24 protein-coding genes are annotated in these 23,270 nt (G+C 37.8%); 19 read left to right on the top strand and 5 right to left on the bottom strand.

Annotated elements, in window-relative coordinates:
* The first annotated feature begins 2 nt into the window (after nt 1–2).
* The 19 genes from neuB to C7460_RS04605 all read left to right on the top strand — a co-directional run bounded on the left by neuB (nt 3) and on the right by C7460_RS04605 (nt 19,380).
* Nucleotides 3–1,025 (top strand): N-acetylneuraminate synthase, encoded by a 1,023-nt coding sequence (neuB, locus tag C7460_RS04695; RefSeq protein WP_115867075.1) that lies wholly within the window; start codon nt 3–5, stop codon nt 1,023–1,025.
* Nucleotides 1,022–2,137 (top strand): UDP-N-acetylglucosamine 2-epimerase, encoded by a 1,116-nt coding sequence (gene neuC / locus C7460_RS04690; RefSeq protein ID WP_221409453.1) that lies wholly within the window; start codon nt 1,022–1,024, stop codon nt 2,135–2,137. The genes neuB and neuC overlap by 4 nt, the downstream gene beginning before the upstream one ends.
* Complete coding sequence (locus tag C7460_RS04685) at nt 2,124–3,173, top strand: nucleotidyltransferase family protein (RefSeq protein WP_115866921.1); 1,050 nt, start codon at nt 2,124–2,126, stop codon at nt 3,171–3,173. Before neuC ends, C7460_RS04685 begins: the two co-directional genes overlap by 14 nt.
* Nucleotides 3,173–3,847 (top strand): acylneuraminate cytidylyltransferase family protein, encoded by a 675-nt coding sequence (locus tag C7460_RS04680; protein WP_115866920.1) that lies wholly within the window; start codon nt 3,173–3,175, stop codon nt 3,845–3,847. Before C7460_RS04685 ends, C7460_RS04680 begins: the two co-directional genes overlap by 1 nt.
* Nucleotides 3,844–5,283 carry an oligosaccharide flippase family protein gene (locus tag C7460_RS04675; RefSeq protein ID WP_115866919.1) on the top strand — a complete coding sequence of 480 codons (1,440 nt, stop codon included), beginning with the start codon at nt 3,844–3,846 and terminating at the stop codon, nt 5,281–5,283. Before C7460_RS04680 ends, C7460_RS04675 begins: the two co-directional genes overlap by 4 nt.
* Complete coding sequence (locus tag C7460_RS04670; RefSeq protein ID WP_115866918.1) at nt 5,258–6,640, top strand: glycosyltransferase family protein; 1,383 nt, start codon at nt 5,258–5,260, stop codon at nt 6,638–6,640. The genes C7460_RS04675 and C7460_RS04670 overlap by 26 nt, the downstream gene beginning before the upstream one ends.
* Entirely contained in the window at nt 6,640–8,010 is a 1,371-nt protein-coding gene (locus C7460_RS04665; protein ID WP_115866917.1) for a hypothetical protein, read from the top strand. Before C7460_RS04670 ends, C7460_RS04665 begins: the two co-directional genes overlap by 1 nt.
* Nucleotides 8,000–9,313, top strand: a complete 1,314-nt coding sequence (locus tag C7460_RS04660) for a phenylacetate--CoA ligase family protein (RefSeq protein WP_115866916.1) — start codon at nt 8,000–8,002, stop codon at nt 9,311–9,313. Before C7460_RS04665 ends, C7460_RS04660 begins: the two co-directional genes overlap by 11 nt.
* 1 nt (nt 9,314) lies before the next feature.
* Nucleotides 9,315–10,472, top strand: coding sequence for a glycosyltransferase (locus tag C7460_RS04655; RefSeq protein WP_115866915.1), 1,158 nt, complete (start codon nt 9,315–9,317; stop codon nt 10,470–10,472).
* Nucleotides 10,469–11,434: an NAD-dependent epimerase/dehydratase family protein gene (locus C7460_RS04650; protein WP_115866914.1), complete on the top strand. Its 966-nt coding sequence runs from the start codon at nt 10,469–10,471 to the stop codon at nt 11,432–11,434. The genes C7460_RS04655 and C7460_RS04650 overlap by 4 nt, the downstream gene beginning before the upstream one ends.
* Nucleotides 11,421–12,170, top strand: coding sequence for a WecB/TagA/CpsF family glycosyltransferase (locus C7460_RS04645; RefSeq protein WP_115866913.1), 750 nt, complete (start codon nt 11,421–11,423; stop codon nt 12,168–12,170). The genes C7460_RS04650 and C7460_RS04645 overlap by 14 nt, the downstream gene beginning before the upstream one ends.
* A gap of 2 nt (nt 12,171–12,172) precedes the next feature.
* Entirely contained in the window at nt 12,173–13,138 is a 966-nt protein-coding gene (locus C7460_RS04640; protein ID WP_115866912.1) for an NAD-dependent epimerase/dehydratase family protein, read from the top strand.
* Nucleotides 13,139–13,188: 50 nt separating this feature from the next.
* On the top strand, nt 13,189–13,623 hold the full coding sequence (locus tag C7460_RS04635; RefSeq protein ID WP_245986174.1) for a transposase: 435 nt from the start codon (nt 13,189–13,191) through the stop codon (nt 13,621–13,623).
* 60 nt (nt 13,624–13,683) lie between these two features.
* Complete coding sequence (gene fcl, locus C7460_RS04630; protein ID WP_115866911.1) at nt 13,684–14,613, top strand: GDP-L-fucose synthase; 930 nt, start codon at nt 13,684–13,686, stop codon at nt 14,611–14,613.
* A gap of 48 nt (nt 14,614–14,661) precedes the next feature.
* On the top strand, nt 14,662–16,047 hold the full coding sequence (locus C7460_RS04625; RefSeq protein WP_115866910.1) for an undecaprenyl-phosphate glucose phosphotransferase: 1,386 nt from the start codon (nt 14,662–14,664) through the stop codon (nt 16,045–16,047).
* Between the two features lie 114 nt (nt 16,048–16,161).
* Nucleotides 16,162–17,265 (top strand): MraY family glycosyltransferase, encoded by a 1,104-nt coding sequence (locus C7460_RS04620; RefSeq protein WP_115866909.1) that lies wholly within the window; start codon nt 16,162–16,164, stop codon nt 17,263–17,265.
* An 81-nt stretch (nt 17,266–17,346) separates the two neighbouring features.
* A complete protein-coding gene (gene pheS / locus C7460_RS04615) occupies nt 17,347–18,357 on the top strand; it encodes a phenylalanine--tRNA ligase subunit alpha (protein WP_115866908.1) in 1,011 nt (336 codons plus the stop codon).
* Nucleotides 18,358–18,370: 13 nt separating this feature from the next.
* Nucleotides 18,371–18,886, top strand: a complete 516-nt coding sequence (gene xrtX / locus C7460_RS04610; RefSeq protein WP_115866907.1) for an exosortase X — start codon at nt 18,371–18,373, stop codon at nt 18,884–18,886.
* A 2-nt stretch (nt 18,887–18,888) separates the two neighbouring features.
* Nucleotides 18,889–19,380 carry an XrtX-associated membrane protein gene (locus C7460_RS04605; RefSeq protein WP_115866906.1) on the top strand — a complete coding sequence of 164 codons (492 nt, stop codon included), beginning with the start codon at nt 18,889–18,891 and terminating at the stop codon, nt 19,378–19,380.
* 6 nt (nt 19,381–19,386) lie between these two features.
* Here C7460_RS04605 and C7460_RS04600 read toward each other — a convergent pair whose 3' ends face one another.
* The 5 genes from C7460_RS04600 to C7460_RS04580 are packed head-to-tail and all read right to left on the bottom strand — an operon-like array spanning nt 19,387 to nt 23,269.
* On the bottom strand, nt 19,387–20,352 hold the full coding sequence (locus C7460_RS04600) for an AAA family ATPase (protein ID WP_115866905.1): 966 nt from the start codon (nt 20,350–20,352) through the stop codon (nt 19,387–19,389).
* Between the two features lie 15 nt (nt 20,353–20,367).
* Nucleotides 20,368–21,717, bottom strand: coding sequence for a peptidylprolyl isomerase (locus tag C7460_RS04595; protein WP_245986173.1), 1,350 nt, complete (start codon nt 21,715–21,717; stop codon nt 20,368–20,370).
* The gene (locus tag C7460_RS04590) at nt 21,671–22,525 is read right to left on the bottom strand and encodes a peptidyl-prolyl cis-trans isomerase (RefSeq protein WP_115866903.1); all 855 of its coding nucleotides are present in this window, start codon (nt 22,523–22,525) and stop codon (nt 21,671–21,673) included. The genes C7460_RS04595 and C7460_RS04590 overlap by 47 nt, the downstream gene beginning before the upstream one ends.
* Nucleotides 22,522–22,938 carry an ATP-binding protein gene (locus C7460_RS04585; protein WP_115866902.1) on the bottom strand — a complete coding sequence of 139 codons (417 nt, stop codon included), beginning with the start codon at nt 22,936–22,938 and terminating at the stop codon, nt 22,522–22,524. Before C7460_RS04585 ends, C7460_RS04590 begins: the two co-directional genes overlap by 4 nt.
* A complete protein-coding gene (locus C7460_RS04580; RefSeq protein WP_115866901.1) occupies nt 22,928–23,269 on the bottom strand; it encodes an STAS domain-containing protein in 342 nt (113 codons plus the stop codon). The genes C7460_RS04585 and C7460_RS04580 overlap by 11 nt, the downstream gene beginning before the upstream one ends.
* Nucleotide 23,270: the final 1 nt, after the last annotated feature.

Genomic DNA, 23,270 nt, shown 5'->3' with positions numbered 1-23,270 from the left:
TGATGTCAAAAACAATAATCATAGCTGAGGCTGGAGTTAATCATAATGGAGATTTAAGAAAAGCAAAGGCGCTTATTGACGTGGCTTTTGAAGCTGGTGCAGATTTTGTAAAGTTTCAATCTTTCAAAGCGGATAAATTAGTAAGCCGGTCAGCAAAAAAGGCGGACTATCAAATTTCAAATATGAAAGATGGAGATGATGGTCAATACGAAATGCTAAAGAAACTAGAACTCTCAGAAGGTGATCACATTGAATTGATAGAATACTGTAATAAAAAGGGTATTAAATTTTTGTCAACAGCTTTTGATGTTGACGGAATTGACTATTTAAATGATCTAGGATTGGAACTGTTCAAAATTCCGAGTGGTGAAATTACCAATTATCCCTATTTGAAAAGGCTAGCAAGAATTGCGAAGAGGGTAATACTCTCAACTGGGATGTCTACAATTGAGGAGATAAAAGCGGCAATTCAAGTTTTAGTTTCAGAAAATCTAGAGCTTAATGATATCACAGTATTGCACTGCAACACAGAATACCCAACGCCTTACTCTGATGTTAATCTAAAAGCGATGAAAACTATTGGTTATGAATGTAAGGTAAGAATTGGATATTCTGATCATACATTAGGAATTGAAGTGCCTGTAGCAGCAGTAGCTCTTGGAGCTACTGTCATCGAGAAGCATTTTACTTTAGATAGAAGCATGGAGGGACCTGATCACGCTGCTTCTTTAGAACCAGACGAGCTATTGGAAATGGTAAAAGCGATACGGAACATAGAAAAGGCTATTGGAGGTACTGGAAAAAAAGAGCCTTCATTAAGTGAATTGAAAAACATATCGATTGCTAGAAAAAGTATTCACTTAGCCAGAGGTGTTAAAAAAGGGAAAGTTTTGGAAGAAAGCGATCTGATTCCTCTTAGACCAGGAGACGGGATTAATCCGATGGATTGGGAACGTGTTGTAGGTAAGGTTGTAGTTCATGAATTAAATCAATATCATAAATTAACAGAGGCGGACTTAAAGTGATTGTTAAGAAGAAAATAGGGGTATTAACAAGTTCTAGAGCTGATTATGGAATTTATAAACCTCTCCTAAATGCCTTGTCAAATCATGACAGATTTCAACTAACGATTATATGTTTCGGTATGCATTTATTGGAGAAGTATGGTCAAACTATAAATGAGATAAAACGGGATGAATTTGGAGACATTATTACTGTTGAAGGCTTATTAGATGATGATGCTAAAGCTGGTATAGTGGAAAGTTATGGTAACATTGTCAAAAACTTTAAAGACATATGGGAAAGTAATTATTATGATTTGATTTTTGCATTGGGAGACCGTTTTGAGATGTCTGCGGCAGTTCAGTCTACTATTCCTTACCAGATTAAGATTGCCCATATTCATGGAGGAGAAACAACATTAGGAGCTATTGACAATATTTATAGACACCAAATTACTTTGGCTTCAACCTATCATTTTCCAACGACAGATTTATTTGGTAATAAGATCTCAAAAATTATAGGTTCATGTGATAGTGTTTTTCCAGTTGGTTCAATCAGTTTAGATAAGATAGAAGAAGACATTCCATCATGGAAAGAGGTAGCAGCAAAGTTTTCAATTCCATATTCTAGAAAGTTTGTTTTAGTAACGATCCATCCAGAAACAGTGAACAGTGATGATAACTCAAAGTTTGCCTCAATTATTGGTGAATCATTACTTTCTATTTCTGAGGATGTTCATGTGGTTATTACAATGCCAAATGCTGATACTTCCGCTTCGGTCTTTAGGACGAAGTTTATTGAATTAAAGAAACTTGCATCAAATTCGTTTTCAATAGTTGAGAATTTTGGAAGGCTAAATTATTTTGCTGCAATGAAGAGTTCAGAATATTTGCTGGGTAATACTTCAAGTGGCATCATTGAGGCTGCTAGCTTCCAAAAGATGGTTATTAATGTTGGAAATCGACAAGCTGGAAGGCTAAGAAGTGGTAATGTAATAGACGTTACTTTTGAAAAAAAAGAAATTGTAAAGAGCCACAAAGAAATAATGAAGAATGGAAGGTTCTTAGGTGAAAATTTATATCATAAAAAAGGTACAGTTTCTAAAATTTTAAATATTCTGAATGAGAAACTTTAAAGATCATCTAATAAAGTCCGGAACATCTATTAAAGAGGCACTCAAGCAGCTTAATGACCTTGCATCTGATGCAATATTATTTGTGGTGGATGAGAACGATAAATTAAAAGGTTCTTTGACAGATGGAGATGTGAGAAGGGGTTTACTTGAAGATATCTCAATCGATCACAAAGTCGATGATATCATTCAAGAAAATCCTCATTTTGTTGTCAAAGGAAACTTCAGTATCAATGACATCATTGAATTAAGAGATAAAAAAATTACCATTATTCCTATTCTCAACAAAAATCATGTTCCGGTAAACGTGATCAACCTTCGCCATATTCGATCTTATTTACCCGTAGATGTGGTGATTATGGCGGGAGGGAAGGGATCCAGATTAAAGCCGTTGACTGATACAACTCCGAAACCATTACTTAAGGTTGGTGATAAACCAATTATTCAGCATAATGTAGATCGGATGGCGCTTTATGGTGTTGATGATTTTTGGATAACGGTAAATTATTTGGGTGATCAACTCATCGATTTTTTTGAAAAAAGAGATGATGACAACATCAATATTGGTTTTGTCAAAGAGCCAGAAGCATTGGGTACCATAGGCTCACTTTCATTAGTAAAAGAATTTCACCATGATTATTTGATCCTTACAAACTCGGATATACTGACTAATCTTGATTATGAGCATTTCTTTATGGAGTTCATTTCAAGTGGGGCTGACCTCTCCATGGTCACAATTCCTTATCGTGTAAATATTCCATATGCGGTTATTGAAACATCCAATGACGGATCGATACAAAATTTTAAGGAAAAACCAACGTACACCTACTTTTCAAATGGTGGTATTTACCTCATGAAAAGAAGTGTGGTTGATCTCATACCAAAAGGGAAGTTTTATAACGCGACCGATTTGGTTGAAGATATGATTATCCGTGGAATGAAGGTGACTTCCTATCCGTTAAGAGGATACTGGCTGGATGTTGGAAAACATGAGGATTTCCAAAAAGCGCAAGAAGATATTAAACATATAAAATTCTAATGTTTGCATTAATTCCAGCACGAGGTGGATCGAAAGGCATACCGCGAAAGAACATTAGAAAATTAGCAGGAAAACCATTGATTCACTATGCTATTGAATCCGCAAGAAAAGTGTTCCCTGATGAAAAAATCATAGTTTCTACTGATGACGAAGAGATCAAATCTGTCGTTGAAGAAACCGGATTGAAGGTGTTTTTTATAAGGCCTAGTATATTAGCAACAGACAACTCCTCAACAAGGGATGTCATTTTGCATGCAGTTAATTTTTTGGAGAGCATGGAAAAATCTTCAGATCCGATAGTTCTACTTCAACCTACTTCTCCGTTTAGAAATGATAAGCATATACAGGAAGCTTTGGATATTTATTCAGATGATCTTGACATGGTGGTGGGAGTCACTGAAACTAAGTCAAATCCTTATTATGTGCTCTATGAAGAAGATGATGATCAATTCCTTCAGAAGTCTAAGATTGGGCGATTCACCAGAAGGCAAGATTGCCCGAAGGTATGGGAATTTAATGGTGCGATCTATATCCTTAATAAGGAATCCATCGTGAATTGTCCAATGACTGATTTCAAAAAAATTCGGAAGTATGTCATGGATGAAATAAGTTCGATTGATATTGATACCGAGCATGATTGGCTACTAGCAGAAACGATTATTAACAGATCTTGAATTCTATAGTAAAGAACATTCTTAGGTTTGCTTCGGGATCCACACTTGGTGGATTATTCAATTTTACAGCAGCATTTCTGGTTGCTAAATTAGTGGGACCAGAGAAGTGGGGAATTTGGATGATTTTCAATATTATTTTAAAATTTAGCCCCATTTTTCAACTGGGGGCTTCAGAAAGTATCCAAAGGCGTTTGCCGATCTTCATTGCTCAAGGGGAAATCGAAACCGCAAATCACTTTCAAAGTAATGCGTATAGTTTTTCATGGTTGATGGGAGGACTATTGGTCTTGTTGTTTATATTATTTGGTCCAGCTTTACTGAATATTGAAGCGGCTTATTGTTATTTATTCGCACCCGCTCTCCTTTTCAACTTAGTTTCCTACAATATTGGGATCCTTTTCAGAGGCCAAAACAGGTTTAAGGAAGTCGGTTTAATTTCATTTTTAAGCGGTTTTTTTTCAGTTATCAGCATTTTTTTAGCCTATAAACTTTCATTTTTGGGTTTTTTAATAGGTCAATTGATACGCTATTTTCTAACACTTCTGGTTACTCAAGGAATTAATAAAGCTAAAATTAACTTTGGGATCAAAAATCATACACTCAAAAACTTAATTTCTGACGGTTCACCTATTTTGCTGATCGTTATTTCGAATTATTTAATTACATTATCAGATCGTCTGATTATTGCAAACTTATTTGACGATATATCTTTGGGACTTTATGGACTGGCATATTTACTAATAAATCCACTAATACTAATATCCGGCTCTGTTAATTCAGTTCTATACACTTCGTTTTCAGCGAAATATGGTAAGGACAAAGCTTTTTTTAATTTGAAAATAATTTTGAATTACTCGCAAATACTGGTCTTTTTTTACACTTCCGTGATTGGAATTATATATATTCTTATTCCAATTATTACTGAAGAGTTTCTCACTGATTATAAGCCAGGAATTGATGCAGCCAGGTTACTGCTAATAGGACACATATTTTATTTTAGTGGGGGTATAATCACGAATGTCTATTTCACCCTCAATAAACAGAAGAAAAGACTCTTAATTGTTTTGATTGCACTGTTTCTTAATGTTTGCTTCAGCTTACTTATATTGGAATATAAGTTTGATATTTTAAGTGTGGCTGTCGGAAGTGTGCTTTCCTTTATATTTTTGTTTATTGGACTGCTTGTTGGATTGAATTTTCTTTACCCCACTTTTAAATGGAACGAAATTAAATCCATACTACTCTTTTTCTTTAAAACAATAGTTGGTGTTGGCATGGTAGTTTGTGCAGGTTTTCTTGATTTTCATGGAGGGATTGTATTTAGCACGTTTTTGAAGTGCATTCTATTTATTGTGTGTTTCTTGTTATACACTTACTTAATTAATAAATCAGACATAAGGAGAATATTTAATGAAAGCAACATTTTTGGTAGATAATGCGCTGAGAGAGACACTTGTTAATACATGCATAGGAATTCTTTTAAAATCAGTAGGAATTTCTTATGAGCTAGATAATTATAATTTTTTTTATTCCGCATTTGGGTATGATTTTTTAAGACGAACAAGCGAAAAATCAGATGTCATGATGCTTCCGAGTTATAACGTAAAGCGGACGCCTGAACAGCTTTCCAGGGCAATGAGATCAGAAGCAAGAATGGTTGCAACTCATGCCGAGCAAATAATTAATCCCGCACTTTATGAAGAAAAATTAAACACAAAATTTAAGAGCAAATACAACAGGCACATTGTTGCACATTTTGTCTGGGGTTCTTTCTTTTCAGATCTTTTAATAAATCAGTCAGATATAGCTCCTGAGAAAATTTATATTACTGGCAATCCTAAACTACAGGTATCCACTAATCTTAATAGTCAGAATATCGTTGACAATCCACAAAATAAGACGGTATTAATAGTCTCTGATTTTTCTCTGGGTGACATGGATGAGAAGCAATGGTCTAAGTTTAAAAAGAATTATCATGCTGATTATAAATCAGCGATAAATCATGATTATTACGTAGCAAGACAAGAGCTGATTGATTGGTTAAATGATGCCGCAAGTAAGTTTAAAGATGTTAATTTCCGAATGAGAATACATCCGGGAGAAGACAAAAATGCTTACAGTTTATTAAATCAATCTAGTAACATTTCAGTTGTAGGAGATAGCGATTTTACTGATGATTTACTTAATGCGAATTTGGTGTTTTCATACAGTTCTACCTCTTTGTTTGAGGCACTGGTTATGGATAAACAAGTATTTAATCTTAATCTCCATGAACTTCCAGAAGAGAGAAAAGGAAAATACTTTGAGTTATTCGAATGGATCAATAAAAATGAATTCATAAACATTATTGAAAAAATAAGTAACGGAATAACATTTAAACCTTCGAATGAACGTAAGGAGCTCCTTCAGAAGTATATGTATGGAGGAAATGACAAGTCGTTGCTAAGAAATGCAATTGCTATAAAAGATGTTCTAGATACTCGAAAAACTAATTATAACTTAAGCGATCAGATAACTAACATTAAAAATGTAGTTTTATCACAGCTAAAAGACAAGTTGGTTAGAAGTGCTGTCTTGTTGGAAAACAAGACAAAAACTGATAACTATATTTCTTCATTCGCTAGAAATAGAAATCAAGCGGATGTGGGTAATCCTGTTAGACTCAGTAATGCCAAAATTGAAACAACGCTTACCAGAGCCCTGGAGATTATATCGCAGGAAGAAATTGATATCATCCAGAAAGGGAAGTATGAGATTAGAAAAACAGAGGAGGGTATTTATATCGACTTTTGATGGGAAATAAGTCAATAATATTTGCTCTTTTAGTACTTTCATGGATGCCAATAAAAGGTTTTATGCAACCTCTGGTACATATCATCCCGCTTTTAATTTTTCTTGTTGGGTTTTTTACGACAAAAATTTATGCTAATCGAAATGCTTTCCTACAAGTCTTGCTTTTTACCATATTCTATGTTGGGATTGGCCTAGTTTTCGGTAGTGAAAAGTCGTTTTACAATGTAAGCCTATCTCTTTTGCTTCTACTACCATTCTACATGTATCTATTTCGTTTTAGATACTTGGATAGGGATGATTATGAATTTCTATTTAGAACTGTGGCATGGTTATCAATTGTTGAATTTTTTATAGGTCTAGCTCAGTTAGCCCTTTTCCAAGGCTTCCAACTAGAATTTACAGGAAACGCTTGGGACAAAGTTATTGGGACTACATTGTCTCAAAGCTCACATGTATACTCTATAAAGATGCTTTTTCAAGGCTTTTTATTGTTGTTGAATTATCAGACAATAAGCAGGCAATACACTCGAAACATTAATCTTATTAGTATAGCAATTCTTGCTTCCTTTCTCGGAGCATTAATCTCTAGTTACATGATTGGAATTATCATGGCAACAATAGCACTCATCTTTTATTATTCAATACAATTTTTTAAGTCTTTCATTCATGCTTTTGTATTTTTTAAGATTAATAAAAGGAGGGTTAGGTCAACATTCATTCAAGTATCCGTATTTATAGTTATATCAATATTTGGAACAATCTTGTTCGCAAAAGTCCAGCCTGGCAATTTCAAATTAATATCTATAGTTATTGAAAGACTTATTTCTGTTGATTTTTCAGATCAATATAAGTTTCAGAAAATATTTGCTTTTGAGCAGACCTATCAAAAGGTCGTGAAGAAGGATATAGGTACATTCATGTTTGGTTTAGGTGCTGGTCAATATTCAAGCAGAGCTGCTTTAATCTTGACAGGAGATTACCTGAATCCGCATCCATCGTACTTTCCGATATCAATGTCTAATGAAACTAGACAAATTATATTTCCATTGTGGAATGATAAGCAGCAAGCTCGATTCAGAGGCTCTGTTTTAGCAATGCCCTCTAGTTCTTTATTATCGGTAATAGCTGAATTTGGATTGATTGGGTTTATCATTTTGATGTATTTGTTTAGAATTCTATACAGCATTAGAAATACTAGATCTGAGAGTATTATTATTTCTTTTGTAGGAGCGATCCCGATTTTGACCGTGTTATTATTTTCTCAACTAATTATGGACTTATGGTTAGAGTTTGCTTCTTTGACAATATTCCTGAACTTGATATTTATCATGGGTTTGTCATCTAAAAATAGTAGTCAAAATGGATATTAAGACTATACAGTTTTTAATAAAATATAGCTTTGCTAAACCTTCTGCGTTTGTCTCATACAAGCAAAGTATAAGGAATCAATTCCTTTCTACTGAAGAATTAGCGCAGTTAAGTTGGACAAGAACTAAGAAATTACTGAATCATGCGTATGAAACAGTTCCATTCTACAATAAGAAGTTTTCTAGTATTGGATTGCATCCCAGAGACATTAGCTCAGAGAAATTTTACAAACAAGTCCCTATTTTGACTAAAGCTGACATACTAAATAATTATGACTCACTAATATCTAGAACATACAGTAAAAATGATTTAAAGGATATCACAACCGGTGGAAGTACTGGAGTTCCTTTACGAGTGGGAAGACATAAAAGAGTGGTAAGAGAGGCTCAAAAGTGGAGAATTCAGTCTTGGTGGGACATTGATCCAACTGATAATATAGCTACCGCATATAGGCCGTTACCTTACTCTAACTTTCACAAGGCCGCAATGAAACTTATCTATTGGCCTCAAAATTTGATTTCGCTGGATGCCACTAATATTTGTGAAAAAAGCATCAAAGAATTTATCGATGGGTTAAAAAGTCATCAGCCTAAGATGGTACATGGATATGTTGGAGCTATAGATTCTGTTGCTGACTACATTATTGAAAATGGCATAAAAGTCCCGTCTCCAAAAACTGTTTGGTTAACAGCTTCTCCAATTACGACTGTGCAGGAGAAAAAAATAAGTAAAGCTTTTAATTCCCCAGTTTGTGATCAATATGGGTGCAGTGAAGTCTATTTTATTGCAGCAGAGTGTCCAAATAAAGAGGGGTTACATGTTTTGTCAGACCTTAAAAAAGTTGAGTTTATTAACAAAGACGATTACGGAATCGGCGATCTGTTGGTGACTGATTTAGAGGATTATGCATTTCCACTTATAAGGTATCAGAATGGTGATAGAGGTAAGTATAGCGATAAGACTCAATGCAGTTGTGGGATGAGTTTGCCACTCATGGAGAAGGTTAAGGGAAGAATCACTGATAATTTATTAATTGGTGGTACAGTTATATCAGGGGAATACTTAACAACTATTTTTGATGATTATGTTGATCAGGTGAAGAGATTTCAAGTAGTTCAAAAAAGTGAATATCAGATACTAATTAGGGTCGTACCTAAAGGAACACATAATTTAGATACACTACTTAAGAAAATAGAATATTCTTTGATCCAAAAGACTGGAGGCAAAGCATCTTTGAGTTATGAAATAGTAAAGGAAATACCTGATATAAAAGGAAAAATGAAGTTTGTCATAAAGGATTTTTAGCATGCGAATTATCTTAGTCCACTCTATTGCAGATTTGTATGGTGCTAGTCGATCACTTTTAAGACTTTCTTCTCGGCTGGTAAAAGATAATCACGAAGTTTTAGTGATTTTGAAAGAAGACGGCCCACTGATAGAGGAATTGGAGTCTAATAACATAGAAGTAAAAGTTATGCCGAACTTGGCATGTGTAGATAGACAAACCTTCAAAAGTATTAAATCCTTTTACCTTTTCATTAAGGAGTATTTAGCATCTCGAAAGGAATTTAGGGCTTTGCTAAATCAGTATCTTCCTGACTTAGTTCATACCAATACTGCACTGATTCTTACTCCAGGGTTTGTGACCAGAAAATGTAAAATACCTCATGTCTGGCACATTCGAGAATCATTTAAAGAATTTGGATTATTGTGGCTCTTTTACAGAAAAATAATGTTAAGGAATTCAGACCTTATTCTGTCAGTATCAACGCCAATCGCTGAACAATTTAGGCTTAAGATCAAAAACAGAAAGGTTAGGGTTTTATATAATGGTTTTCCAAAGAAGGAATTTGAAGGAATATCAAAAGATCGGGTTGAGCAATTTAAGAAGGTTTGGGGGATTAGTGATACAACGAACATCGGCGTAGTTGGAAGGCTAAAATTGTATAGAAAGGGACAGGAGGTTTTGATTAAGGCAGCCAGGGAATTACGTGATTACGATAATCTAAGATTTTTGATGATAGGAGATCCCTTCCCTGGAAATAATGATCAATTAGATGCTCTAAAGGAATTAGTAAAAGAATGTGAAGTTGAAGACAAGGTGATTTTTACTGGAGGCGTTGAAGATATTAAAGCCGCTTATTTGGCTCTTGATGTATCAGTTTTAACCTCTTGCCTTCCAGAGCCTTTTGGAGGTGTTGTAATTGAGTCAATGGCCTTAGAAAGGCCTGTGATTGGCACTGATATTGGAGGAACTATTGAGCAGATAGAAGAAGGTGTTACTGGGCTTAAGGTGCCTCCTAACGATCATCTGAAGCTCGCAGAAGCTCTCTTAAAACTGATTGAATCAGAAGAACTTCGTATTCAAATGGGTAAGAATGGTAGACTTAGGTTTGAAGAGAAATTTGAATTCGAAAAATTTTATGAACAATTAGTTGAAATTTATAAAAAACTTTTAGCATGAAAATATTAATAACAGGGGGTTCTGGATTTATCGGGACTAACTTTCACGAATATTTACTTGATAACTATCCGAACGTATCGATTGTCAATGTGGATACCGCGAATCCAAAACAAAAGTTTAAAAATTCTATATGGGAGAAGTGCGACATACTTGATTATGGTAGTTTACAATTGGTTTTTAGTAAGCATCATCCCGATTGTGTAATTCATTTGGCAGCAGAAACAAGTTGTGAGCCTCATCTTAAACTTGAGGATTATGCCGTAAATATTCAAGGATCAGAGAATGTTTTTAAGGCAGCAAGTAAAACTAGTTCAACGAAGAGTCTCATTCATACTTCTACTCAGTTTGTTAATCAAACTGATTTTCCATTAAATAATTTTTTTGAGTACAAACCACATACTATATACGGGGAATCCAAAGTTGAATCAGAAAAGAATCTTATCTCAGGAAATTATAATTTCAAGTGGTTGATTATTAGGCCGACTAACGTTTGGGGGAAGTGGCATTTAAGATATCCATCTGAGTTCTGGAGAGTACTATATGAGGGGAAATATATACACCCAAATAAAAAAGGTGTGATTAGATCTTATGGATATGTAATGAATATTTGCAATCAAGTAATGCATTTTATAGAACACATCGATCGCTTGGATAAGGAGGTATTCTATGTAGGTGATGAGCCTATACTGTTGTTTGATTGGGTGAATGAGTTTTCTAATAAACTTTGCGGTAGAGATGTAAGAACGGTGAATACAAGTGTAGTATATGGTTTGGCTCTATGCGGTGATGTGCTTTCCAGTTTAGGAATTAAATTCCCTATTACTTCAAGTAGATTTAGAAGTATGACGACAAGTAACCCTGCTCCAATGGGTAAAACCGTTAATGAGGTCGGTGAAAAGATGATTGATTGGAAAGAAGGAATAGAAATTACCTCCAAATGGTTGAAAGATGAAATCTACTGAGGTTTTAGAAATTCCACTTTATGTTGGGAGTATTGATAAAATTGTACCCAAGTTGCTTGCCGAAGTAAATAATGGGAGATCGAGATGTGTAAGTGCGTCTGGAGCTCATGGACTTGTGCATTCAAAGAAAAATAGCAGCTTCAAGTCAATTCTTCGATCCTTTTATACAAACCTACCTGATGGTATGCCTGGAGTTTGGGTAGGAAGACTTAAGGGGGAAATAGAAATGACAAGGTGCTATGGACCTGATTTTTTCATGGAGACAATGAAAGCTTCCAAGAGCAATGTGGCTCATTTTTTGTGTGGAGGGCAAGAAGGGGTGGCAGATCAGCTTAAGGATGTGTGTGAAAATATGTTTGGAGCAAAAATTGTTGGAACATATTGTCCTCCATTTCAGCCGGTTCAAGAATACGATTATGAAGGAATTGCGGAGATTATCAATGCATCACAAGCAAATTTTGTATGGATAGGTTTAAGTACTCCTAAGCAGGAAGAATTTGCAGCGTATCTTTCACAATATACAAATGTAGATTTTGTATGTTGTGTTGGAGCAGCTTTTGATTTCCATATTGGCAATGTAAGACAAGCTCCAGCATGGATGCAAAAAAATGCTTTAGAATGGTTTTTTAGATTGTTGGTAGAACCAAGAAGGTTGTGGAAGAGATACTTTAAAATTGTTCCTTTGTTCATTTATTATAATTTTGCGGAATTAATACTGAAAAAATTGAAAAGATAAATATGAAGAAAGCACTAGTTTGTGGAGCAGGTGGATTTATTGGAGGCCATCTTGTAAATAGACTCAAGGAGGAAGGTTATTGGGTAAGAGGAGTTGATTTAAAGTCAAATGAATATGGGAATAACAATGCAGATGAATTTGTTATAGGTGATTTGCGAGATATTAATATAGTGTCTGAAGTGGTAAGTGATGATTTAGATGAAGTTTATCAGCTAGCCGCAGATATGGGTGGTGCAGGTTTTGTTTTCACCGGACATAACGATTCTGATATAATGCACAATTCAGCGCTTTGTAACTTAAATGTATTGGAAGAAGTAAAGAAAAAACGGATAAAAAAGATATTTTATTCTTCCTCAGCTTGCATGTATCCTGAATATAATCAAATGGATCCAAACAACCCTAAATGTTCCGAAGATTCCGCTTATCCTGCAGCGCCGGATAGTGAATATGGTTGGGAAAAACTGTTTAGTGAACGGCTCTATCTTACCTACAACCGAAATCATGGTATCGATGTGAAAATTGCACGATTCCATAATATTTTTGGTCCCATGGGAACATGGGACGGTGGAAGGGAGAAGGCTCCAGCCGCATTGTGTAGGAAGGTGGCAGAGGCACCTGATGGAGGAGCTATTGAAGTATGGGGAGATGGAAAACAAACTAGATCATTTTTGATAGTTGATGAATGTGTAGAAGGAGTTCGAAGATTAATGGATTCTGACTTTATTGGTCCTGTAAATATTGGTTCCGAGGAAATGATTTCAATTAATGATTTCGCAAAAATGATTGTTGATATTTCTGGTAAGAAATTGACTATAGTTAATATCGAAGGACCTACAGGTGTTGCAGGAAGAAACTCTGATAACAGATTAATAAGAGAAAAGCTCGGCTGGGCTCCAAATATGTCACTTCGTGAGGGTACAGAGAAAACCTATAAATGGATATTAGAACAAATAGAAAATAAACAATAGTTTAGGAGTTGCTGATATCATGGGACGCTTTCAATGAAGGTAGCCATCTGATGGAATACGTGGAAAAATACAAAGAAAGGTTTGGGGTCTATCCAGCCAGAGTACTTGCAGATCAACTCTACTGTAGCCGAGCTAACAGAAAAAGCCTCAAAGAAAAGGGAATCATGCTGGCGGCCAAACCACTGGGTAGACCATCCTCTAAGGCAGTGGGAAAGCACGTAAGACCGGGGGAAAGAAATCCTATTGAAGGGAAATTTGGCCAGGCTAAAAATGGGTACGGAATGAGCCGGATCAGAGCCAGGTTGAAAAAAACCAGTCAATCATGGATTGCCTCCATCATCTTGGTTCTCAAACTGGTCAAATTGGCCGGGGAGCAACCCCTGTGCCTTACTTTTTCAGCAATGCAACAACTAAGAAACGCATGGATATCAGCCATTGAACTTACATTAAGACCTCTTGCAACTACAAAACCCGTTCAATTATAGTTTTGAACGGGTTTTAGGTGTTTTAATACGGCTAGTTTTTCAGCAGGCTCTATTTAATTTATGAATACAAACTCTAAAATATACATAGCGGGTCATCAAGGGATGGTAGGGTCTGCCATCGTTCGAAAACTGCAAAATGAGGGGTATACGAACCTCGTATACCGAACATCGAAAGAGTTGGATTTGACAGACCAATCGGCTGTAAAGGCTTTTTTCGAATCGGAAAGACCTGAATACGTGTTTTTAGCGGCAGCTAAGGTTGGAGGCATCAATGCTAATAATATATACAGAGGCCAGTTTCTATACGAAAACCTCATGATTGAGGCCAATGTGATCCATCAGGCATATACAGCTGGGGTAGAGAAATTGCTCTTTCTCGGAAGCTCTTGTATTTACCCAAAGTTTGCGGATCAGCCCATTCATGAAGACAGCCTACTGACCGGGGCATTGGAACCTACTAATGAACCCTATGCTATAGCGAAAATAGCGGGCATCAAGCTCTGCGAAACGTATAGGGATCAATATGGATCTGATTTCATCAGTGCCATGCCTACAAACTTGTATGGGCTTAATGATAACTATGACTTAAATAACTCACATGTCTTACCGGCATTGATTCGTAAATTCCACTCAGCCAAAATCAATGGAGATAAAGAAGTGGTAGTATGGGGTACAGGTTCGCCATTGAGAGAGTTTCTTCATGTAGACGATTTAGCTGAAGCGTGTTTCTTTTTAATGGAGAACTACAGTGATGGACAAACCATAAATGTTGGGTTTGGATCGGATCTTAGTATTAAGGAATTGGCTGAGACTGTCAAAGCTGTTGTTGGTTTTGAAGGAAAGCTAGTTTTTGATGCCAGCAAGCCAGACGGTACACCGAAAAAATTAATGGATAGTTCTCGTTTGAGAAAGTTGGGCTGGAAACCCAAGATTGATCTTTTGGATGGTATTCGTTCAGTATACGATTCAGTGGATAAATCGGGGTGGTAAATAATTGGCACGCAATTAGCTATATTTGCGTTTGCTAATTGAAGGAATATGCCTGGCCAGAGATACTCACGATTTTTTCCGATCTTATTTTTGCTTGCAGATTTACTCTGCTTAAATGCAGGGATATTTATCGCAAACTATTTTCGCTTTGGGACTGTCTTTTACCAAAACGACAGTTATACCACCCTGCAGCTCATTTTGAATGGAGTTTGGTTAGTAATTTTCTTTTCTACCAAGCTTCATGAGATTAGTCGTGAGTACAGATTGATTGATCATATCAATAAAGTGCTTACTGGATTGGTGATAAACCTTTCCATAGTGTTTGCGCTTTGGTTTGTTGCCAAACCGTTCTATTATTCAAGGCAGCACCTTTTCATGACTTACCTGGCCTTTACAGTTTTATTGATTTTGTGGAGGACATGCTGGCATTTCTTCATTCGGTACTATCGTCGAAAAGGTTTTAATACGCGAAATGTAGTGATCGTTGGGTACGGGGAGTTAGCTATAGAACTGGAAACTCACTTTAGAGTAAATAAGGGGCTGGGGTATAAGTTTATCGGTTATTTTGATGATGATACTGAAAAAGCTAGAGGGCGCTACCTGGGTACTATTGATCAAATAGCTTCCTACATAAAAGGCAATGCTGTGGATGTGATTTTTTGCTGCTTGCCGAGGTTGTATGATGAGCAGATAAAAGGTCTGATAGATTTTGCTGAAAACAATCTGATCAAAATTAAGATTATCTCTCAGTTTAGCAGGCTAGGTCATAAAAACCTCACTATTCAGAAATACGGGAATATCCCAATTATCAATGTAAGTGCTATTCCACTTGACAATCGGTTGAACCAGGCAATTAAACGCGGGTTTGATTTGATTTTTTCTTCTCTGGTTATATTATTCATTTTTTCCTGGTTGATTCCTATCATTGGTTTGTTAATCAAACTTGAATCGAAGGGTCCAATATTTTTCAAGCAGAATAGAAATGGAAGAGATAATCAGCCATTTCTTTGTTGGAAATTTCGAACCATGGTAGTGAATCAGGAGGCTGATTCTAAACAAGCGACAAAAAATGATCCGAGGATTACTAAAGTGGGGGCGATACTACGCAAAACCAGTATCGATGAGTTGCCTCAATTTATAAATGTATTTCTTGGAGATATGTCTGTGGTAGGGCCTAGACCTCATCCGATTAAACTTAATGAACAATTTCAGCCAAAAATCGATCGGTTTATTCAGAGGCATGCAGTAAAGCCTGGCATCACTGGTTTGGCTCAAGCAAAAGGATTCAGAGGGGAAACAGCTCAGTTTAGTGATATGAGTGGTAGGGTAAGACTGGATCGCTTCTATGTCAAAAACTGGTCCTTATTGCTGGATTTTAAGATTATCGTATTGACGGTCATCTCAATTATCCGAGGGTCGGAAAACGCCTATTAGAGGTATATCCATGAATTCGGTGTGCTGACCACCTGAAAATCACTATTCAGCGAAAGAATAGTACGAAATCCAGATATATGGCTATTTTCGTAGGTATAGTCAACACACTAACTGATGTATTTGACCTTATCTATCATCGCCGCCTTTCTTATGACTTTTATTTTACTGCCAGTAATTATAAAAGTCAGTCGCTCCGTAGATCTTTTGGACATCCCAGATCGACGAAAAGTCCACCAGATAAGTACTCCATCTTTGGGGGGAGTAGCCATCTTTATTGGTTTTATGATGGCCTTGCTGATGGCTGTGCCTCTCGCAGGTTTAGTAGAAATCAAATATTTTCTTTTTGGCCTGGTGGTCATATTTATTTTAGGGGTTCGAGATGATATATCTAGCCTACTTGCTAAGAATAAGTTGTTGACGCAGGTATTCGCCGCAGTATTGGTTGTGAATTTTACAGACATTAAGCTTACGGGTTTCTATGGCATTTTTGGGATATATGAGATGCCTGCCTGGTTTCACATCCCACTTTCATTGTTTGTGATCGTTGGTCTAACCAATAGTTTTAATTTAATTGACGGCATAGATGGCTTGGCAGGAAGCGTTGCTGTTTTTATTTTGTCAGTTTTAGGTTGGTCTTTTCTCAGTATTGGGGAGTCGACTTATGCTGTGGTTTGTATATCGGCTATTGGAGCATTGTTAGCATTTCTATTTTTCAATTGGCATCCATCTAAAGTTTTCATGGGGGATACTGGTTCTCTTATGTTGGGCTTTATGATTTCTTCCTTGGCGATAAAATTTATCAATTCGGGCACTATTGTGTTTGATGGAGTTACACTTGGAGGAGATGCCACGGTTGGGTTAGCTATAGCACTTCTGATACTTCCTATTTACGATACATCCAGAGTGTTTGCTATACGATTTCGGAATGGCAAAAATCCTCTTGATCCCGATCGCAATCACTTACATCATGGATTATTAAGGTTAGGCCTGAATCACTCGAAAGCGACACTTGTTTTACTTATTTTCAACGTAATCATCTTTTCGAGTACACTGTATTTGAGTAATTGGATGACCAACGGACCACTTCTGATCTGTGCACTAGGCGTGACTGTTTTGTTGACCTTGCCTTTTGAGATTTTACTGCTTCGAAAGCTAAGACTCGCTAAAAGTGCAAGTGTCTCTGGTGATATGGATGTTTACATGAGTAAATCTGCGTAAGACTATCCGACTTTATTATTTTTGCTGTCTTAAATGGAGACTCCATTTAAGTAAAAAGGTAGAGAACACCATACAGAGACCATGAAGGATAAGATAGAAGCGTACCTGAGCGAAATATCGACTGCTACAGCGAATACAAATGAAGATTTAGAGAAATTTAGGCTTCGATTTATTAGTCGTAAAGGTGTGCTTGCTGGGCTCTTTGATGAGTTTAAATCTGTCCCAAATGAGCAGAAGCGGGAGATGGGGAGTTTGCTGAATGTGTTAAAGCAAAATGCTCAGACAAAATTTAAGGAGCTTGTTGATGCATTGGAAGCGCAAAATGCGAACGATCAGGCTGCAGACATTGACGTAACACTTCCATCCCGGGAGGACGTTGGCTCTATGCACCCGTTATCACAAGTGAAAAATCGCATCATTCAAATCTTTGAACGTCAAGGCTTTAATGTGGCAGAGGGGCCGGAGATTGAAGATGATTTTCACAATTTTACTGCTTTAAATTTTCCAGAAAACCACCCTGCACGAGAAATGCAGGATACCTATTTCATAGAGAAGAACCCTGACACCTTGCTTCGTACACATACATCGAATGTGCAAATACGATTAATGGAGCATGGTCAGCCCCCATTCCGATCAATTATGCCTGGGCGGGTATATCGCAATGAAGCCATTTCTGCACGTGCCCATTGTTTTTTCAATCAAGTTGAAGGCTTGTATGTTGATAAGAATGTTTCTTTTAAAGACCTGAAGCAAACGCTTTATCATTTTGCACAAGAGATGTTTGGTAAAGGAACTCAGATACGCTTCAGACCGTCGTATTTCCCCTTTACCGAGCCTAGCGCGGAAATAGATATTAGTTGTTTCATTTGTGGGGGAAATGGTTGTAAAATCTGTAAAAACACTGGATGGGTAGAAATTGGGGGGTCTGGAATGGTAGACCCAAATGTATTGGAAGCGTGCGGGATCGATTCTAAAGAGTACAGTGGTTTTGCTTTTGGGATGGGCATAGAGCGCATCACCATGTTGAAATATCAAATAGATGATATTCGCTTGTTCTCTGAAAATGACTTGCGCTTTTTAAAGCAGTTTTAATTACTTTTCCTGAATGGATAAACAGGAAAGAAAACGGCTGTTAAAGGTATTCGTTGTACGTGCGGTTGCTTTGTATGCTCTTTGGTTGGTGGTATATTATGGATTTATTCAGCCCGAGGGGAGCTTAAATGCATGGTTGACGAATCTGGTGATACAGGGGACAGTAATAGGTCTAGACCTGCTGGGCTATGAAACTTCTGGTGAGGGTAGTTTGATTTATATTGATAATCAACCGGTGGTACTCGTGGCAGATGCATGTAATGGACTGGAGCTCTTTGCACTCTATGCTGGTTTTCTACTTTGTTTTCCAGGGCCCATTCGTTATAAAGCTTTTTTTATCCCTATAGGTATTGGCGTAGTGTTTCTTGTGAATGTACTCCGTGAAATTGTACTTTCCCTCAACTATAAATTTTTCCAGCAGACTTTTGAGTTTAATCATAAGTACACTTATGTATTTGTAGTTTATGGGGTCGTATTTCTTATTTGGCGCTATTGGTTAAATCGTTATTCGGCGATAGCAAAAAACTAAATATGAAAAGAAATACTTACGCTACTGTAGTACTTGTTCTGATTCTTGTTTTTGGCTTTTTTAAGTTGTGGGTCATGTCTTTGTTTTCAAATTCCGTATACGAGTTGCTTTACTTGGTTGGTGTCAAAGGGGATCTATTACGGAAGTGGTTAAATGAATTTAGAGAGACGAGTTCTTGGGAAGAGACTATCCTAGGTTGGTTTATTTACTACCCACTCTATTTTTTCTTGCATATTGCTTTCATCTTCCTGCTGTTTCGATATAACCGTAAAGTACGCAACTGGGTAGCTCTTGGCCTCACTGTAGTGGTGTCCACACTGGTGCTGGGAAGTGTTGTCGGTAAGCTTCTCGACTGGGAAATGATGTACGTCATCTGCTACCAGGGGTTCCAAAAGCTCTTTGGGCTTCCTTTCATCTTACTGGCCATAGAAGGTGGGCGTATCCTCTACAATGATGTAATGGGGACAGAACTAGGTAAGGTCAAAAAAGACTGAGCGGCTTCAAAGAAGCTCTTGCACTATCATCTCCTCTGACTTTCCTTCTGCTTCTGCTTTAAAGTTTCGTACGATTCTATGTCGTAGAATAGGCTCCGCTACAGCTTTTACATCTTCTATATCTGGAGAATATTTGCCATTGATTAAGGCGTTACATTTGGCTGCCAGGACTAAAAACTGACTCGCACGTGGCCCTGCTCCCCACTCCAGATACTCGTTACTGATGGCTGCACTGTGCGCTGTTTGTGGGCGAGTCTTGTGAACAAGCTGAACGATGTACTCAAATACATTGTCGGCTACAGGTACTTTGCGCACGAGTTGTTGGAACTTTAGGATGTCGGCTTTAGAAAGCTCTTTTTCTACTTCACTGTTTACCGCCGTAGTTGTTTGCTTGATGATATTAAGTTCATCCTCCAGACTAGGGTACTCTAGTTTGATCATAAACATGAACCGGTCCAGCTGTGCTTCAGGCAGTGGATAGGTTCCCTCTTGCTCGATCGGGTTCTGCGTGGCCAGTACGAAGAACGGCTTATCTAACTGGTGGTTTTTACCTCCTATGGTAACTGCTCCCTCTTGCATTGCCTCCAGTAGTGCTGATTGCGTTTTAGGAGGAGTACGGTTAATCTCATCCGCCAGAATCACATTGGCAAAAACCGGGCCCTTGATGAAACGGAAATTACGCTCCTGATCCAACGTTTCTGCGCCTAGCACATCAGAGGGCATCAGGTCAGGAGTAAACTGAATTCGATTGAATTCCAGCCCAAGAGATTTAGCTATGGTTTGAACAAGTAGAGTTTTGGCCAAACCAGGAACTCCTACGAGTAGTGCATGACCTCCGCAGAAAATCGAGGTAATCATTAGTCTCACCACATCTTTCTGGCCTACAATGACTTTCCCTATCTCGGCTTCTAACTTCTGGTAAGCTGCGTGTAGCTCATTGGCTACTTCTACTTCGTTTTCTAATTCTGCCATAGTGTTGTGTTTGGACTAATCCTCTAGTAAATCACAGTAATTATATTCCGGATCGATTTCAATATAAACCTTGTCTCTGGCATCTTCAAACCACTCAGACATTATCTTGTTTTGCTTGTCCTGCAGGGTGGCTTTCGCAATCTTTTGGTAATCCTGCTTTAGGTTGGCCTGATGAGGTGGAACACGCTCTTTGTAGTACAAGATCCTAAATGCCTGAGAGCCATCTGGCTGTTTAAATTCTAACGGCCGGGTGATGGTGCCTACTTCCATGGTGTCCAGAGTGAAGAAGATTGTTGGGTCCAGGGTTTCTACCGACACACGGGTAGACTCTGAGTCGTCCACGAAAAAGCCGCCAGAAGACGAGGTAGCCTGGTCATCCGAATATTCTTTAGCTGCAGCTTCAAATGTGAGACTGTCTTCTTGTATAACCGTACGCAGACTGTCCAGGTATTCGCGTGCCCCCTGTACATCTTCTGCGGAAGGTTTTGGGGAGATGAGTATGTGTCGCGACTTGAACGTATTGCCTCGTTTTTGTTGTAGCTCAATAAGATGATAGCCGAATTGGGTCTCTACTGGCATGGACAGCTCGCCTTCTTTGAGCGTCATGGCCGTAGCTTCAAACTCGGGTGCTAGATCACCACGTTTGTAAAATGGGAGCTCTCCGCCTCGAGCTGCAGATCCAGGGTCTTCAGAATACTGACGGGCAAGGTCGGCAAAGGACTCACCTTTCAGAATTCTACCTCTGATCTCGTACATGAGTTTTTGTACTTTTTCCTTTTGAGTTACCCCAGGTGTAGGCTTCTTTACGATCTGGGCTACTCGTACTTCAGTAGAAAAGAACGGTAAACTATCTTGAGGTATTCGATTAAAAAACCTTCGTACTTCTGCAGGAGATACTTTAATGCCTGAAGTGATCTCACCTTGCATCCTTTGGATCACCATTTGTTCTTTGATGTCGTCAAAGAGGTCTTCTTTGATTTGGTCCAAAGATTTGTTGTAGTACTTTTCGATTTCTTCCTCAGAGCCTATTTGCGAAATCATGTATTCCATTCGGCGATTGAGATTACTTTGGACTTCCATATCGTCTACCATTACCGAATCTATTTCGGCTTTGGCAACGAGCATCTTGTTTACTACTAACTGCTCCAAAATAGTACAGCGCGCATTGCTGCCTCTAAACTCACCTCGAGAAAGGTAGTCCAGATAAGCACGCTCCAGGTCAGACTTCAGTACTATGTAGTTGTCTACTTTGGCAATGATTTTGTCTACCACCACACTAGACTGTGCAGTGGCAAAAAAGGCACTCAATACAATGCCACTAGTGATTAAAAACCTTAAAAAGCCCATTGGTTTTTGCTTCTTCATATATCTGCTCTTCTAATTCTTTCTTGAGTGCGATTTTACGCTTATTGATCAAAATGGTCTCAATGTCATCACGGATAAATTCTAACGGTGAGATTTCATCCGAAATTTTGTAATCAAATATTTTAAGAAAATAAATGTAATCATCATCTGATGTCTCAGAGTAGGAGGTTCTTTGCAAAAACTGATTGTTATTTTGAAGGTCCTCTAAAGGAGTGCCCAGAATTAATTCATCGAAGATGATCCATGTGGTGTCTTCGAGGAAGGATTTGGTGGCAAACTGCGTGACATAGCTGCGCAGGTCATCTGTATTGCCATCAGGGTATGCTCTGAAATTCCGACGAAACTGGTTGATGTTAGGGGTGCTTTTGGGTACCTGAACATAAAGACATTTGATGATATTTTGACGCAGCAAAAAGTTGTCTGCTTTCGTATCATAGTAAGCCTGTATATCTGCCTGGCTGACTTCTCTGTTGAGGTTTTTTTCGATATATTTTTTCTCATAAGCATGCACCATGAGCGCATACCTGTAGTCAAGTACTTTGCGTTCTATTTCGGCCTCATTGAAGTCAATTGCTTGTTGAGAGCGAGAGATCATCAGTTGCTTTTTGATCCAATCCTCTATGTATTTAGCAGCAAGCTGGGAACTGTCCGCTTCAGAGATGTTGGCAGGAAACAATCCCTCCAAATCCGATGGATACAGGAAATTGTCCAGCACTTTGGCAATAGGTTGTTCGGGGTTATTCTCTTTTGGTTGGAAGAATTCGCATCCGCAAAAAATGGTGATCATTAAAATCCACCAGTACTTCATGGGCTCAGCCTTTTAGTCAATCTGCAAATATTGTAATTCTTATCCGTAGAGAACTCGATTTTGTCCATTATTCTCTTCACCAGCATGAGTCCCACACCACCTTTTCGCTTAGAGGAGATGATTTCGTCCATTGACGGCTCACTGTAGGTGTTAAAGTCAAACCGTATGCCACGGTCCTTGATGATGAATATCACCTGGTTGGCAGGTTCGGCTTCTACGATTACATCTATTTTGCGAGTGGGGTTACAATGATTGGAGTGGATGATCATGTTGGCACAGATTTCATCCACTGCCAGGATCATTTTGTGAGTTTCTACTTCATTAAGGTTTACCTCACCCAACGATTCTGAGATGAATTGCCTGATTTTTGTCAGGTTTGCTTTACTACACGCTATGGTTAGTTTATGCTTCATTCAAGAGTTGCTCCGCTTCTTGTTTGCTATCGGCTATGGTCATAAGGTGTTGGAGTCCTAGTATGCTAAAAACTTCTTGCACTTTTTCCTGTAGTCCAAAAATCACCAACTGAGTATTGTTTTTTTTGAGGTCCTCTAGATATGAAATAAACACTCCCAGACCTGCAGATGAAATGTAATCCAGTTCTTGAAGGTCAATCAGGATTTTTTTGCCTGATTCTGCAGCTTCTTTGAGTGCATTGTCAAGTTCGATAGATGAGCTGGCATCAATTTCTCCTTTTACTGAAATGAGCTCATGCTCGCCCTGGGTTATTGCGTTTATTTCTACCATA

It is taken from the genome of Marinoscillum furvescens DSM 4134 (assembly GCF_003386095.1).
Taxonomy (GTDB): Bacteria; Bacteroidota; Bacteroidia; order Cytophagales; family Cyclobacteriaceae; genus Marinoscillum; species Marinoscillum furvescens.
The sequence above is the reverse complement of the archived record's forward strand: the minus strand, read 5'-3'. Positions and strand labels throughout refer to the sequence as shown.